At 66.6% G+C, this 13962-nt stretch carries 11 protein-coding genes, 1 pseudogene and 1 CRISPR repeat array; of the genes and pseudogenes, 6 read left to right on the forward strand and 6 right to left on the reverse strand.

Annotated features, from left to right (window positions below; translation table 11 throughout):
• Nucleotides 1–22: 22 nt before the first annotated feature.
• Nucleotides 23–1579, reverse strand: coding sequence for a type I-E CRISPR-associated protein Cse1/CasA (gene casA / locus ABT345_RS16725; RefSeq protein WP_345092914.1), 1557 nt, complete (start codon nucleotides 1577–1579; stop codon nucleotides 23–25).
• Between the two features lie 182 nt (nucleotides 1580–1761).
• A complete protein-coding gene (locus ABT345_RS16730) occupies nucleotides 1762–4590 on the reverse strand; it encodes a CRISPR-associated endonuclease Cas3'' (RefSeq protein WP_345092911.1) in 2829 nt (942 codons plus the stop codon).
• Nucleotides 4591–4935: 345 nt separating this feature from the next.
• Between ABT345_RS16730 and cas1e the strand changes: the two are divergent.
• A pseudogene (gene cas1e, locus ABT345_RS16735) lies at nucleotides 4936–5667 on the forward strand (type I-E CRISPR-associated endonuclease Cas1e); the annotation flags it as partial.
• An 8-nt stretch (nucleotides 5668–5675) separates the two neighbouring features.
• A CRISPR array of direct repeats spans nucleotides 5676–6673; the repeat unit is 23 nt; unit sequence TCCGCGCGAGCGGAGGTGTCCCG.
• A 263-nt stretch (nucleotides 6674–6936) separates the two neighbouring features.
• Nucleotides 6937–7116, forward strand: coding sequence for a hypothetical protein (locus ABT345_RS16740; protein WP_345092909.1), 180 nt, complete (start codon nucleotides 6937–6939; stop codon nucleotides 7114–7116).
• On the opposite strand, the gene ABT345_RS16745 is transcribed toward ABT345_RS16740, so the two are convergent.
• Both ABT345_RS16745 and ABT345_RS16750 read right to left on the reverse strand, forming a co-directional pair.
• A complete protein-coding gene (locus ABT345_RS16745; RefSeq protein WP_345092906.1) occupies nucleotides 7097–7969 on the reverse strand; it encodes a ribosome-inactivating family protein in 873 nt (290 codons plus the stop codon). The genes ABT345_RS16740 and ABT345_RS16745 overlap by 20 nt on opposite strands.
• Nucleotides 7970–8045: 76 nt before the next feature.
• The gene (locus ABT345_RS16750) at nucleotides 8046–8522 is read right to left on the reverse strand and encodes a hypothetical protein (protein ID WP_345092904.1); all 477 of its coding nucleotides are present in this window, start codon (nucleotides 8520–8522) and stop codon (nucleotides 8046–8048) included.
• Between the two features lie 598 nt (nucleotides 8523–9120).
• Between ABT345_RS16750 and ABT345_RS16755 the strand changes: the two genes are divergently transcribed.
• Nucleotides 9121–10092, forward strand: a complete 972-nt coding sequence (locus ABT345_RS16755) for a helix-turn-helix domain-containing protein (protein WP_345092901.1) — start codon at nucleotides 9121–9123, stop codon at nucleotides 10090–10092.
• Between the two features lie 19 nt (nucleotides 10093–10111).
• Here ABT345_RS16755 and ABT345_RS16760 read toward each other — a convergent pair whose 3' ends face one another.
• Nucleotides 10112–10942 (reverse strand): SAM-dependent methyltransferase, encoded by an 831-nt coding sequence (locus tag ABT345_RS16760; protein WP_345092898.1) that lies wholly within the window; start codon nucleotides 10940–10942, stop codon nucleotides 10112–10114.
• Nucleotides 10943–11182: 240 nt separating this feature from the next.
• Entirely contained in the window at nucleotides 11183–11395 is a 213-nt protein-coding gene (locus ABT345_RS16765; protein ID WP_345092895.1) for a DUF397 domain-containing protein, read from the reverse strand.
• Between the two features lie 627 nt (nucleotides 11396–12022).
• Here ABT345_RS16765 and ABT345_RS16770 point away from each other — a divergent pair.
• Genes ABT345_RS16770 through ABT345_RS16780 form a run of 3 tightly spaced genes read left to right on the forward strand, consistent with a single transcriptional unit; the run spans nucleotide 12023 to nucleotide 13160 of the window.
• Nucleotides 12023–12163, forward strand: a complete 141-nt coding sequence (locus ABT345_RS16770) for a hypothetical protein (RefSeq protein WP_345092892.1) — start codon at nucleotides 12023–12025, stop codon at nucleotides 12161–12163.
• Between the two features lie 58 nt (nucleotides 12164–12221).
• A complete protein-coding gene (locus tag ABT345_RS16775) occupies nucleotides 12222–12503 on the forward strand; it encodes a helix-turn-helix domain-containing protein (RefSeq protein WP_345092889.1) in 282 nt (93 codons plus the stop codon).
• A 9-nt stretch (nucleotides 12504–12512) separates the two neighbouring features.
• Nucleotides 12513–13160 (forward strand): hypothetical protein, encoded by a 648-nt coding sequence (locus ABT345_RS16780; protein ID WP_345092886.1) that lies wholly within the window; start codon nucleotides 12513–12515, stop codon nucleotides 13158–13160.
• Nucleotides 13161–13962 lie beyond the last annotated feature (802 nt).

Raw genomic sequence — 13962 nt, forward strand, 5'->3', positions numbered from 1 at the left:
CACCTTCCGGTCGGGGGATGAGCTACTTGTTCTTGCGCTGGGGGCGCGTCATCCACAGCAGGCCACGGGCTTCGAGCACGGCCTGGTTGCCGCGGACGGTGTGGGTAAGCGGGTCGGTCGTATGCGCGTAGGCCTCGCGGGCCAGTCGTAGAAAGGCGTCACGCGCGGCACGGATGTCCAGGCCGCCGTCGGGGCTCTCGCCGGTGCGATCAAGGCGGTCGAAGCGGGCCCAGAACTCGCGTTCGGCAGCTGGCCAGTACAGGGCCTCGGCCTGTGGAACCAGTTTTCCCGCTTGCTTGGGATCGCCCCTCGTGTACAGCACCCATGCCTTGCGTACTGCTTCGGTGAGGTTCTCTCCGTACCGTTCGCCGAGCCTGCGCAGTCGGCCGACCGCTACCTGAGCCTCAGCGAGCTGGTCGGTCAGGTGGCCCACAGTCGCGGGGGTGAGGCCACTGACGAACTGGGTGTTCTTGGCCTTGTTCTGGTCGAAGCCGAGTGCTCGGACGCGCAGTTGGTCGGTGAGTTCGACCGCTGTATCGAACACCTTCGGTGGTTCCACCGTGGTTTGTTCACCCTGAGCCTCCGGAGGCTGGTGTCGCAGTAGCCCGTCGAGGTCTCTCCACAGGGCCCGGTTCGCCTTGGCCGGTCGGGCGGAGCGAACTGCCTCCTCCCTCTGCTTCTTCTTGACGAGCTTGCGTTCCCAGATGAGGTAAGGGTCGTCGAAGACTCCCGGGAGGCGGTATGCCCAGGTGATGCGGGCATCTGTGACGTGCTCTCCGCGAGCATCGGGCTGGAGCAGGAGAGCGTGCCGCGAGGTGTTCGTCCACCAGCCGCAGGGGCCGACTGGCACTGGCGGAGCGCCCGCCGGGTCTGCCGGCTTGTCTTGCTCCCAGGAGCAGAGGTCTTCCTCGCGCTGCACCTCTGGCGCCGGGCGCACGAGCCCGGCAAGCAGGGTGACAAGTAACGAGTGCCCTTCCGGGTGGTAGGAGAGTGAGCCGTGCAACGGTCCGCGCTTGGCCTCGGAGATTCGCTCCCCGTGGAGCGTGCGTGCTGTGCACTTGCCGGGAGCGCCGTAGTAGTGCCACATCAGCAGGTACAGCACTGCTGTGCCCGCAGAGGGCGAGTGCGGGGTGCTGTCGCGGGCGTGGATGAACCAGGCGTGGTTGTTGCCCGAAGGCCGGGTCATCACGAGCTTGTTCACGCCGCTGGACTCGGTGCACTCGTCCGCCAGACGCACGTCCTGCAGCCACGGGCGGCCGGTCACATCGTCGAAGAGAAAGAAACGATCGCGCCACCGGGAGACGTAGTCCTCGATGCCCTTCTGCGGCAGCGCGCAGCCCTTCAGGATGTCCTCGCGCCGGCCTATCCAGTCGAGCTTCGGGTCTTCGTCGAGCCCGGTGACTCGTGCGGTGAGCGCGTACAGCACCCGCAGGAGCGCTGACTGGGCAGCGGCGAGCGGGACATCCAGGGCTTCGATGTCCTGGCAACGCCCCAGAAGGTCCCGGAGGCCGATGCATGCCGGGCCATCTCGGCCAGGGAGCCAACGCACGGGGATCCACGGTTCGTCAAAGAGATTCATCGCCCGTGGCGGTTCCACAGCTCTCCCGGTCTCCTGGTCACTTCCGTCCGCAGGGCTGCACAGCAGGTCCGACCTGCCCGAAGGGCACGCACCTATTGCGATCCTGAGAACGGGCCTTCCACAGCCGTGAGCCGTCAGCGATCGTAAGGGCTCACGACTTGCAGCGCGGGCCGTTCGGGAAATCAACTGAGCCTGACTAGCCCCGTTCTGGTGAGACCGAGCCGCATGCTCCCGAGGAATCCGGTAAAGGAACCACTGGATGCGCTGAGCACCACTGGGTACACGTGATTCAGCCACGCCCGTCCCGCCCAGTGTTTGTACTTGATGTTGTCGAACCGGTTACGGCCGATCTGTGTTGAGATCCCGCCCTCGGGTGCCCAATGTGGCGGAACTGGAATCGTATGCCGAGCCAGAGCGGCCACGGCCCGGCCGGGCTCGTTCCCGAGGTCGACGAACGGGACCTTCTTCTCTCCTGCGGGGTCCAGGAAGGCGGTTTTGCCTCGGAGGTGGACGAACAGCACATACGCCTGCTCGAAGCCCATCGTGGCTGTGAGGTGTTTCTCAGTGAGGCCGTACTCGGCCCGGGTCAGCTCGTACAGGTTGTCGTGAACATTCACCGGGCTCGGGATGCCGGTGATCCTGGCGTCGTGCCGCAGCTCAGCTTCGTGCCCGTGGGCCGCGGCGGCCAGCCGGCGCTGCTGCACAGCCGATGCGTCCCCAGGAGCGGCCAGGAAATGGTCAGCGTCGTATACCTTGCGGACCAACTCTGCGGTTTCACTGGGGAGTCGAAGCTGCGCTCCGTGGGAACGGAGCACTTGGATCGTGCGCTGCCTCAGCGCTTGATCCATCGGCGAGCCGACTTGTTCCTCGCTGTCCAGGAGGATCAGATTCCGACCGCGGGAGCCAAGGGCCAGCAGCGACGGCAGCGGGGCCAGGGGCGTGACGACCCAATCGAAGCGGAAGGGGAGATGTTCGGCGAAGGGGGGAGTAGTCACGAGCACCGAACCGTCCTGCGCCGGTTTTTCGTGGGCTGCTGTGCACTCCGCCACCAGTTCGCGGACACGATAGCGGCGAAAACGCTCGTGCAGCAGCCGGACCTCGCCGGGTGCCGCATGCCGGTGACGGTGGTGTTCGAGCGCACGGAACGTCTGCTGGGCCTCCTCCACACTGCGGCAACACACGAGGGTCGAGCCGCCGTCCCGGGCTTGGCGCATGACGGCGTCCACGTACGGGTCTGTGCCGCTGAGCCGCGGCCGGACTTCGCACAAGGAGACGCGCAGGACCGAGTCCTCGGGAGGATCGACCGCGGACTTGGTGACCGCACCGTCTTGCCCATCGGCATGCAGCCAACCTGGCTGTGGCAGCTCCACAGACGGGGATGCGCCCTCCTCCCGGCCCCGCAGCCCCCGAGCCGCTCGTGCGCCCCTCCGATACGCCTGCACCAAGCGGTCGGCGCTCGCTCCGGCCAGGGTGTCGGTCAGCAGGACCACGGGGGCTCCGAGCGCAGCCAGCCATTCCACCATCAGGCACAGGAGCTGATGCAGCCACGGCTCCTGCGGACGCACGTCGTCCACGATGAGAACCTTCTCGCTGAGCGCGAAGAGCCGCACCGCATTGTCGTGCACAGGCAGCACGGCTGGCAGGAACTGGTCGAGCACGCCCACCCCAAGGGGAGCCAGCAGCCCGCGCCGCTGGGTGAGCCACTGGAACGCGATGGCCCGGTCATCTGGACCGAGACTGAGTTCTGGGATCTCCTCGAAGGCCGACTCCGGATCGCCATCGAAGGACATCGGGTGAAGACGGGCAAGCTCGCCGGAGCCCTTCAGAAGGAGGCCTGCCAAAGGCGCCAGATCTGCCGATGCCTCATCGAGGTGTAGCTCTTCAGGCAGTGCGAGAGCAATACCCCGAGCCCCGGAGGCCCGGCCCAGCCGCGAGGCCGCGATCAGCCCGAGCCGTCGGCGGGCGGCCCCCGCCGGAGCACTGACCAGCAGCAGGCCGGCACGCGCAGGCTCGGCCGCTGTGAGCAGTTCTCGCGCGAGCCGACCGTGCACGGAGCCGTCCGTGAACTCGGCAGCGCTCAGCGCTTCCTCCCCTGCCGGGGCAGCGAATCCACACCGCCCCAGCGCCCGCCGCTCTACTGCGTCCCGGGCCGCCTCCCGGGCACGTGTCCAGTGCTGCGCGAGGACCACACGGCAGCAGCACTCTTCGTCCCGGAGACACCGTACGGTCTCGATCGACTGCTTTTCGCTGGCCATCCAGTCCGCCATCATCACCGCGCCGAGCACGACGACCGCGAGCTCCGCCGGGAGAGCCCCGGTCGGTACAGGGCCATCATTCGTGATCAGCGTGCGCAACAGGCGGACGTGGTGCAGGCGCTGCTCCGGCCATTCGCCCCTCCCTGCCTGTGGCAGGAACGCTGCCGGCTGCTTCAGCTGCCGACGGTTCATCCGTGGGTGGAAGACTCCGTGGTGCCCCCCGAGTAACTGCCCGATAGCGTGACCGACCCGGTCGCCGACCGGCCCATCGGGATCACCCGGCGGATAGCCCAGCTGCTCAAGAATCCCAGCCAGGGTCCAGTGCGTGATCTGGCTGTGCGGGCCCGCGCCGTTGTCAGTGCCGCCTGCGCCGTGCCGGTAGCTGCCACCGGCGAGTATCTGTTCGAAGCGCCCCGGATATTTGTTCCGCACACGCTCATCGTTGGAGAAGGAGTGCTGGTACGACGGCGAGATCTTGCCCAAGTCATGCAGCGCAGCCCAAAGGGCCAGCTCCCGCCCGGCATCCGTCTCCGACAACCCCAACGCCAGAGCGACACGGGCACGCATACGTGGCCCGACAGCTGACGCCCACAGTTCCGTGAAGTACGCACCCGTGTCGACGAGGTGGCACACCACCGGGTACGGGCGCTGCAGGCCGCGCTCCTTGCCCCACAGGCGGGTGTCCAGAAGCCGGGGGTTGCCGTGGCGGCATCGGGTGCTCTTGTCGCCGATCCCGGTTTCGATACTGATCTCCATGCAAGCGTTGTAGCAGCCATAAGACAACTTGCCCTGAGTGGACAGAGCTTGGCGTAAGATGAAAGGCGGGTCGAGGAGATCCAGCGGCTATACAGCAGGGGACGCGTCCCCACGGCTCAGTGACACCGCCCAGCGGGTCCCAGTCGGCACCCGTGTAGCCGCCGATCTCCAAGGTGTAACTACATGAACAAGTCCCAACGCTGCTGCAGTGGGTTCTTCAAGCGGGCTGCCGGCGCCTTCGTCGGCAAGATGCTTGCGGGCATCCTGCTGGAATGGTGGTCAGGGCAGTAGACCCGACCCGTGGCCCGGACTTCGGTCCGGGCCACTTTGCTCTTGGAGGTCAGTATCCCGCAGCCGGACTTAGCCGCGGATGCTCCTTCCGCCGGGGCCCACACCACCGGCGTCTGCGAGATCACCACCGATAGCCGCGGCCGGGAAACCGTCTATCTCCCCACCGCCGCCCTCGCCTGCATCCTCCTCGGCCCTGGCACCTCCATCACCGCCCGCGCCCTGGCCACCTTCGCCCGCCACGAAACCACCGTCGTGATCAGCGGGATGGGAGGCGTCCGCTGCTCCGCCGCCACCGTCCCCGGCACCCTCACCACGACCTGGCTCGAACACCAAGCCCGAGCCTGGGCCGACGACACCCGCCGGCTCGCCGTCGCCACCGCCATGTACGAACACCGCTTCGGCCCCGGCCAAGCACCCGCAGGCGCGACCCTCCAGCAACTACGAGGACTCGAAGGGCAACGCATCAAAGCCCTCTACCGCCTCCTCGCCAAACAGCACCGCATCGGCCGCTTCCGCCGCACGTACGACCCCGACACCTGGGACAGCCAGGACCCCGTCAACATCGCACTCTCCGCAGCCAACACCTGCCTGTACGGCATCGTCCACGCCGCCGTCGTCGCACTCGGCTGCTCACCTGCCCTCGGATTCGTCCACAGCGGGAACCAGCAGTCCTTCGTCTACGACATCGCCGACCTCTACAAAGCAGAACTCACCATTCCCCTCGCCTTCTCCCTCCACGCATCACCCTCACTGCCGACCCACGACCGGGCTCCGATCCCGAGAGGGACGTGCGCTCCGCGCGAGCGGAGGTGTCCCGCGGGCGGTACGGTCGTCACCATCACCGGCACCGTGCGCTCCGCGCGAGCGGAGATGTCCCGAACGGAGCGCAGCACGTAGCGCTCCTCTGAACGTGCGCTCCGCGCGAGCGGAGGTGTCCCGACCACGCGCGGCGGTTCGGACGGCCGAGGCGGGTGCGTTCCGCGCGAGCGGAGGTGTCCCGCACTACAGCGCAAGGCCACCGTTCGCGGTGGCGTGCGCTCCGCGCGAGCGGAGGTGTCCCGGACGTGCTCGACCCGCCCCCGGTGCTGGCGCCGTTCGCTCCGCGCGAGCGGAGGTGTCCCGCGGCCCGGGAACTCGCGCCGCTGCAGCCCGGCGTTCGCCTCCGCGCGAGCGGAGGTGTCCCGCCGCTGCTGGCGGGAGCCACCGGCCACCGTGCGTTCGCTCCGCGCGAGTGGAGGTGTCCCGACCACGGAGAGGCGCACGCACTTCGTCATCGAGTTCGCTCCGCGCGAGCGGAGGTGTCCCGTATCCCGGCTCCACGATCCGTACTGTGGAGACGTTCGCTCCGCGCGAGCGGAGGTGTCCCGGCCCAGCGCAAGTACGGCAGCGCGAGTCATGTTCGCTCCGCGCGAGCGGAGGTGTCCCGGCCGTGAGTACGGATCCAGGACAGAGCCTGGGGTTCGCTCCGCGCGAGCGGAGGTGTCCCGCCATCGGACCCGCCTCGGCGAGGTCCGGACAGGTTCGCTCCGCGCGAGCGGAGGTGTCCCGGCCATCGGCGCCGCCGCGACCCCGATGGCCAAGTGCGCTCCGCGCGAGCGGACGTGTCCCGAAGCGCGCCCGGGTCGAAGTGTGGCTCGTCGAGTTCGCTCCGCGCGAGCGGAGATGTCCCGGGACATGAGCGCGACGTACGCGACCAGCAGCGGTTCGCTCTGCGCGAGCGGAGGTGTCCCGATCGTGAAGTCCGGCGTCGAGGACCACAAGGTGTTCGCTCCGCGCGAGCGGAGATGTCCCGCCCGCACTCCGACCGCTCCATCAGCTCCGACCGAGGCCGGTGCGCCCACGGCGCAACCTTGCCCGGTGCAAGTGCCATGAGGGGTGGGATCGGGCACGGACAGCTGCCGTCCGGCATGCGGCAACAGGGCCATCGTCTCCCGGCGTGCAGGCCGACTCCTCCGTCCTTACGGTCCTGCCCCAGGCGATTGCCTGGGGCAGGGCCGGACGTTCTCCGCCCGGCTGGGCATCCCTGTCGAGCCACTCGTATTCGGGGTGTTCGCGTTGGGGATGCCTGCGTTCGACTTCGAAGCGGACACCGTGCGGCTCGTCGTCGCCGAGGGCACCGAGGGCGGCCGCGCCGAGACGCTGGCGCAGTGGCAGCGGCGGGCCCTCCCGCATGAGGTGGAGCATGGTGGAGGCTGCCCACGACGACCGGGTTACGTCAGCGCCTCGTTGGCTTGACCAGGGCGATCCGGCGGGCCAGGTCCAGAGCGCTCAGCCACACCATGGCGCCGTTCCAACGGGTCGGGACTCTCAGCAGCCACTCGGGGCCGGTGCCGGTCGGGTCTTCTCTCCGCGCGTTCACGACGACCTCGGACCGACTGCTCCAGTTTTGGATCTCATCCGCGTGGTTACCCACTCTCCACTCCAGCCCACCCTGGAGAAGTTGGGCGATCTGCGCGGAAATCCCCGTGAACCGTGCCCCTTCGGCCAGGGCCACGGCCAGTGTCTCGACATGGCCCCGCAGGCCGGCGTTGCTCGTGTTGGGGTCGTGGTCGAACAGCAGGCGTACGGCGTCTGACAGGGTGCTCCGGTCGACTCTGATCTCGGGAAGGTCGCTGTAGGTGACGCGGAAGGGGAAGCGCGACCTTTGGACACCCGGGAACACGTTGGCAGGAATCATGTCGCTGCCGTTCTCGGTGAACGTGTAGACGGTCTGACGGTCCCCCTGAGCCACGTAGAAGCCCAGCAGATAGTTGTCGGACCTGCGGAAGAGCCCTCGGAACGCACCGCCCGCGATGTCGTCGCGATCGGCGAGCCCTCCTATGTTGATCTGCTGGAAAATACCGGAGTCGGGGTTGTCGATCAGATAGCCGGATCCGTGTTGTTCGACGGCCGCGTCTCCTCTCATCGCGTTGCGGATGTTCCCGATCGTGCGCGTGTAGAGGTCGCTGTACTCTTTGTTGGTTCCCCCCGCCTTCGGCTGAGGCTGGGCCTGCGTCTGTGAACGGGCCTGCGCCTGTGGCCGGGCCTCCGGGCTGTCCTGGGCGACCGCGTTTCCCGCACCGAGCGTGCCCGCCAGTACGGAAATCACGACCGTCGCAGTGATCAATCGTCGCCGCAGAGCACCGTGTTCAGTTCCTCGCGTCATCTCTTCTCGGCCTCCCATGTCAGGCCCAGAAATCGAACTCGGCCTGCAGGTGGCCCTTGGTGACCCGGCCTCCGTCGCTCCAGTAGCGGGCCTGGTACTTCTCGCCCTCGTTCAGCTCCTTGCTGATCATGGTCGAGCCGTACGCGTCGCAGTGGGCGTTGGCGCAGGCCCAGTCCCACGTGATGCGTTTGCCATGACTGTCCACGATCTCGATCCAGTCCCAACCGTCGTACGGATCCCGCCCCGAGGGCGCTACCCATGTCACGTTGATGCCGTTGAGGTGGGACTGGTACCACGAGCCGCCGTGCTGCGCCGGCGACACCTCGTTGATCAGGTAGTCGGTGTTGACCTCGGAGTCCGCGGCGCTCTGGTGTGTCGGCGGTTGCCAGTGCGCACGTGTCGAGTCGGTCGCCGGGGCTGCCTGTGCAACGGCCGTCGTCGACTTCTCCGACCCCTGCGACGCTGCGGAAGCCGTCCCCAGTGCCACCACGGACACACTCGCGAGCACCCCGGCCATGACCGTGGCCCGCCTCCGAGACGTTCTCACCCCGGCGTATAAGGAAGAAACCTTTCCCTTGCTTCGTGTACGGAACAACACGCTTAACCCACCTCGTCGTTGATCGGCGATCGATGCACCAGAAACGCTAGGCAGCGGCATTAAACGCTTCGTTGACGACCGCTCAACGCGAGCATTTGCACGTGCATGCGAGGCATGGTGATGGCGTCGCAGGCGTACTTCGGCGCTCCGGTGGGTTGGCGCACCCGGATGGGGCGTACGGCTGACAGAGGAACGGAAAGGGACTTTAAGGGGCGGCTTTTCGCCACTTCCGAATTGCGTACCGAACGCAAAGGTGTGGGGCTCTGGCGCATTCGGTCGTCTCGAACTTCCAGGTCGACTCCGGCTGGTCAACGCGCTGGGCAGTTCGCCAGTTGAGAAGGTACCCCCGGGGAGGTGGGCCGGGACAGTGTGTTGACCCTTGCTGCAGGTGCGTCCACCCTGGAAGAGATACGCCTAGGGCATATTCAAGACCCCATACGGGCTATATCGGACTTTTTTGCGACCGTGTCCACTCGTTGCCGAAGATTCATGCACCATGAGTACCAAAAGCATTACGGAGAGCGCGGAAATCAGGGAGTTGGTTGTGGTCCAGCGGACGGCGGGCGCTGAGGAGACCGATGAGGGTGGCCAGAAGACCAGGGGCCGGGTGCAGCTCCTGAGGGATGAGCTCACTCTGTCGGCGCCGTGCATGGTGCTCGGCAGGGAGCTGCGGCAGAGGCGTCAGGCGCTGAAGCTGGATCAGCAGGACGTGGCGAAGGTGCTGCGCTGGTCGAAGTCGAAGGTCAGCCGGATTGAAGGCGGACGCATTGGCATCGACCAGCGGGACTTGGAGGACCTGTTCTCGCTGTACCGGATCGATGATGCCGGTCGGGAGCCGATGCGCGAGTTGGCTCTGATCGGCAAACGGCCGGAGTGGTGGAAGAAGTGGTCGGGGATAACAACGGCCTATCTGCAAGCCGTCATGAGCTTCGAGGATGTAGCTCAGCGAATCAGGTCCTACGAGCCGCAGTACCTAAACGGGCTCTTGCAGACCCCTGAGTACGCCAAGGCGGTCATCGGGCGCGGGTCGGACCCGAGTAACCATGCTGCGTTGGTCGAGCTTCGGCAGCAGCGCCAGGCCAAGTTCGCCGAGACGCCGGGCAAGGAGCTGGTCTGCGTGATCGACGAAGTCTCGCTGCTGCGCCCGGTCGGCAACGCGCGGATCATGCGCCGGCAGGTTCAGCACCTGATCGAGCTGAACGAGGACCCGCGCTATCAGCTGCGCCTCGCTGAGCTGAACCGCTCCTTGCCGTCGGAGGTGGGCTCCACGATGATCTTCGATTTCGCCGAGAAGCTGCTGCCCACCATCGCCTACTCCGAGAACTTCGACGGCGGTCTGGTCATCCAGGACGAGGAGTCCGTGGACCGTAGGGTCAGGAAGTTCGACATGCTCCGGCACATGTCGTTGAGCCCGACCGCGACGACACAGAAGCTGCACCACCTACTGCAGTCCAACTGCTATCGCTGAACTGCCCCCGTGGTCGTGGTTACGGCTTGCGAGCTACACCCACATACAACGAAGCCTGTGCGTCCGACACCAGGCTCGGTCCGCTGGCAGCCTCCGGGCGCCAGCGGTGCCCCACTGCGACGCCAGGTTTCTCCAGGATCAAGCCGTCGAAGAACCGCTCGACCTCTGTCCGGGAACGCACGCGGACAGAAGTGCCCTGCCGCGCGTAGGCATCGGCGACGGCTTGCCAGGCATCCGGTGCAAAGTCTCCGGTGCAGTGGGTCAGGCTCAGGAACGAGCCCGCCGGCAGGGCATCCATGAACACGTTGACGAGTTCGTAGGGGTCCTGCGCGTCGGTGACGAAGTGGAGCAGTGCGTGGAGACTCAGAGCGATGGGGCGATCGAAGTTCACGATCCCTTCGGCCTTCACGGCAGTCAGCACGTCTGCGGGCCTGCTGGCGTCGCCGTCCACGTAAACGGTCCGACCTTGTGGGGTTCCGCTCAGCAGGGAGTCCGCGTACACGAGGACGATCGGGTCGTTGTCCACGTAGACGACACGGCAGTCCGGAGCAACTTCCTGCACCACCTGGTGGACGTTGGGCGCGGTCGGGATGCCCGTGCCCACGTCGATGAACTGGCGTACACCTTCGCCGGCGAGGAAGCGCATGGCCCGGTGCATGTAGGCGCGGTTCACGCGGGCCACTGTCTCAATCGCAGGGAAGGCGTGAACGACCTCCTCGGCAGCCTGTCGGTCCACGGCGTAGTTCGTCTTCCCGCCGAGGTAGTAGTCGTACATCCGTGCACTGTGGGCCCGGCTTTGCCCTAAGTCCGTTTCTGTGCATTCCGCTTCGGGCTCTTGCTGGTTCCCCACCGTGACCTCCTGTCGCTCTTCGCCCTCTACCCAGCTTCAGGCGAGATGCACTTGCATTATTGCTCTGTCTACCGGCCGGTTACCGGCGATGTTCAGCTCTGCACAGCGATGACGCATCCCGCCAGGAACTGATCGGGCATCATCCTGCGGGGGAGCGAGCCGCATGTGATCAACTCCGCTGGTGCAGAAGCACACGCCGCATGCGGCTCGGATTGCGCACCCTCTCCGGTGAACCTGATCTCAGAAACTGCTGTCGACCACTGCCGAGATGAAGGCCGTGGCGACGGCTTCGGAGACGGCGATCACTGGGCCGTTGTGGATCTTCGAGTCACGGAAGAGGACCACTCCTCCCGGCGGCTGCGCCACCTCGACGCATGCCCCCTCGGGGAGGCTGTGCGAACTCTTCCACCAGACGACGCCGGTCGCCCGCGCCGTACCTGTCTGCTTCTCCACCGCACTACCCCCTGTGGTGAACGAACTTCCCGACGCGCGAAATGCAATTGCATTTCGGCTCGCCAGGGAGGCTCACCGGGCGACCGCCATGTATGCGCGCTTGAGGCGACAATGTCTGAATCTGGGCGGTGGTCCAAATGCAAGTGCCGCCCGAAGGGCAACGTTTTTGAGGGCCGTCAGGAGGCTCTCCGGACGAGCGCGCACCTGGAGGGGCAGCGTCCTCGGCGGAGGCGAAAGCGATGCCCGGTAGGCACCGAAACTGCCCTCTCACCAGGGGAAAGAGTCTGGACGGCCCATGCGTCCCGGAGGTGGAGGGGCCTGCCGGACCGGCAGCTGCCTCGGATCAACTCTCGTTAATCCGGGCCCTGTTCGGGATATCCCGCCTCCCAGGAAGCCCCTCGGGTCGCCACGTTCCGTTTAGCGTCGGATGCACTCAGCTACTCAGCTGGGCGGCATCAGGACCCGGCCTACGGATCGCAACCTCAGCCGGAGTCCCTGCCGACGCCCCCTCGAAGGAGAAGAACGTAAATGGCCCCCTCCCCCCGACGACGGCGACGTAAACCACGGCATGCCCGATCACGCGCCAGGACATGGAGGCGACCGTGCGGCTCCTGCCTTGAGAACTGCGTGCGCATCCTGGCCAGCCAGGCGGATGTGCTGCTGTTCCAGGAGCACGGATCCTGGCTCAAGGAAGTCGCCACCCTCGCACTCCTGTGCCTGCACCTGACGCGACACAGCTGCGACAGCGACTCGAACCAACAGCTCTGAACAAGGTCTGGGCGCCGCGTAATGCGGCGCCCAAACACTCCTCGCACCCGGAGCGCCCATGCATCAGAGACGGCATCACATCGGAGTGGTCCTGGAGCGGATCTGCTCGCAAGCACGCTTGACGGCTGAAGCGGTAGCCGACAGGACCGGATCCACTCCCCGCGACGTCGCCGACTTCCTGTCCGGCAAGAAGTTCCCCAGCACGATCTTCATCCTCCGCCTTGCGCAGATCAGCGGAACAGACCCGCAACTCCTCTTCAAAGTCTGGGAAGACGAACACGAACGAAGGGCGCCCCGGCTGCACGAGCCAGCCAAGCTCGTTGACGATCAAGCTGGATAGGCTGTGTGCATGTCACGTGTTCGCGTCGCACTTGCTGCTGCCCTCGCCGGAATGGCCGCACTCACCGCCTGCTCCTCCAGCAACGACACGCCGGCCTCCTCCCCGACCCCGAAGCCGATCACGAAAGACCTGACCCAGGCGGATCTGACCCAGGCGCTGCTGGGGGACGGCGAGACGCTCCCGGGCTACTCCCTGCACGGCGCCAAGTCGACGACCGAAGGGCAGTACTGCAACGCCACGGACGACGACTCCACCCCGAAGGGATGGGCCCGCGGCTCAGACGTCGACTACGAGTACAACGGCTCCACGCTCAACATGGCATCCGTCCACATCTGCCTCTTCGACTCGGCCCAGGACGCGCACAGCACCTACACCGCATGGAAGGGCAACGAGACGAACAAGCAGCAGCACCTCAAGCACCCCGTGGGTGACGAGAGCACGCTTGTGATCAACCCCGGCGCGAGCGACGACAGCGTCTACGGCTACAGCCGCTCCGGCAAGGTCAACATCCGCGTGAAGATCGACGGCGCCACCGGCGGTGACCCCTCGGGCGCGGAGGTCATGCTCTCCGCGACACTGAAGCGCCTTCAACAGCTCCAGGACGGGAAGCCCGCCACCGTCACCGCGGCAGACGAACAGGCCAACGCCCACAAATAGCCGGAACAGAAAGAGGATCACGGCCAACCAACAACACAATGTCCGCAGTTGAATTTAGCGGGCGATCCGGAGACGGCCTCGCAGTGCGAGCAGGCGCGGGACCGGCCCCACGTCGCCATGCTCTTCCCCGGGACCCGAAGGGGCGCGGGGATCTGAGGCCGTGCCGATGAGGCTGGAGGCCATGCGTATCCCCGGGAGCCGGGGCGGCCATCGAGCGTAACGCACTACCTGACGGACGTGGAGCGGCTGCTGGAGGACATCTCCCGCGGGCAGACCTTGGACCGTCTCCCGATCGACATGGCGGCATTCCGGGTACGGCCGGCTGGCACGGTAGCGGGCGGTGGCCGAGATCCGGTGAACCGGGCGACGGGGCGTCCGGAGAAGCTGAAGGTGGCGGCCGGGGCGGTGTGGCAGCTCAGCGAGAGCGGTTGGATGGACGCTGGGCACGTCGGCGCAGCTGGCGGAGCTGTGGGCGCGGTGGAGCACCTGCTGAACGGATCGCGGCGAACAGAGGCATCACCGCTGCAGGCCTGGGCACGCTGGACGCGTCCGAGGTGCCCTCCGAGTACGCGCTGAAGCTGGCGCTCGGGCCGCTGGATGCGCTGGTGGCGATGCTCATGGAGGCGGGCTGCCCCATCCAGGATGCCGTGCAGGAGGTGGGCCACATCCGGGCTGCGGATCAGCAAGGTGCCGGGGAGCGGCAGAGTCGGAGGCGGTAGTCGCTGATCCTACGGAGCAGGAACTGGAGGGGGAGGAGCCCGGGAGCCAGGGGGCTGACGATGGTGGTGGCGGGGATTTCGGG

It is taken from the genome of Streptomyces sp. NPDC000404 (assembly GCF_040300365.1).
GTDB classification, from domain to species: domain Bacteria; phylum Actinomycetota; class Actinomycetes; order Streptomycetales; family Streptomycetaceae; genus Streptomyces; species Streptomyces ramulosus.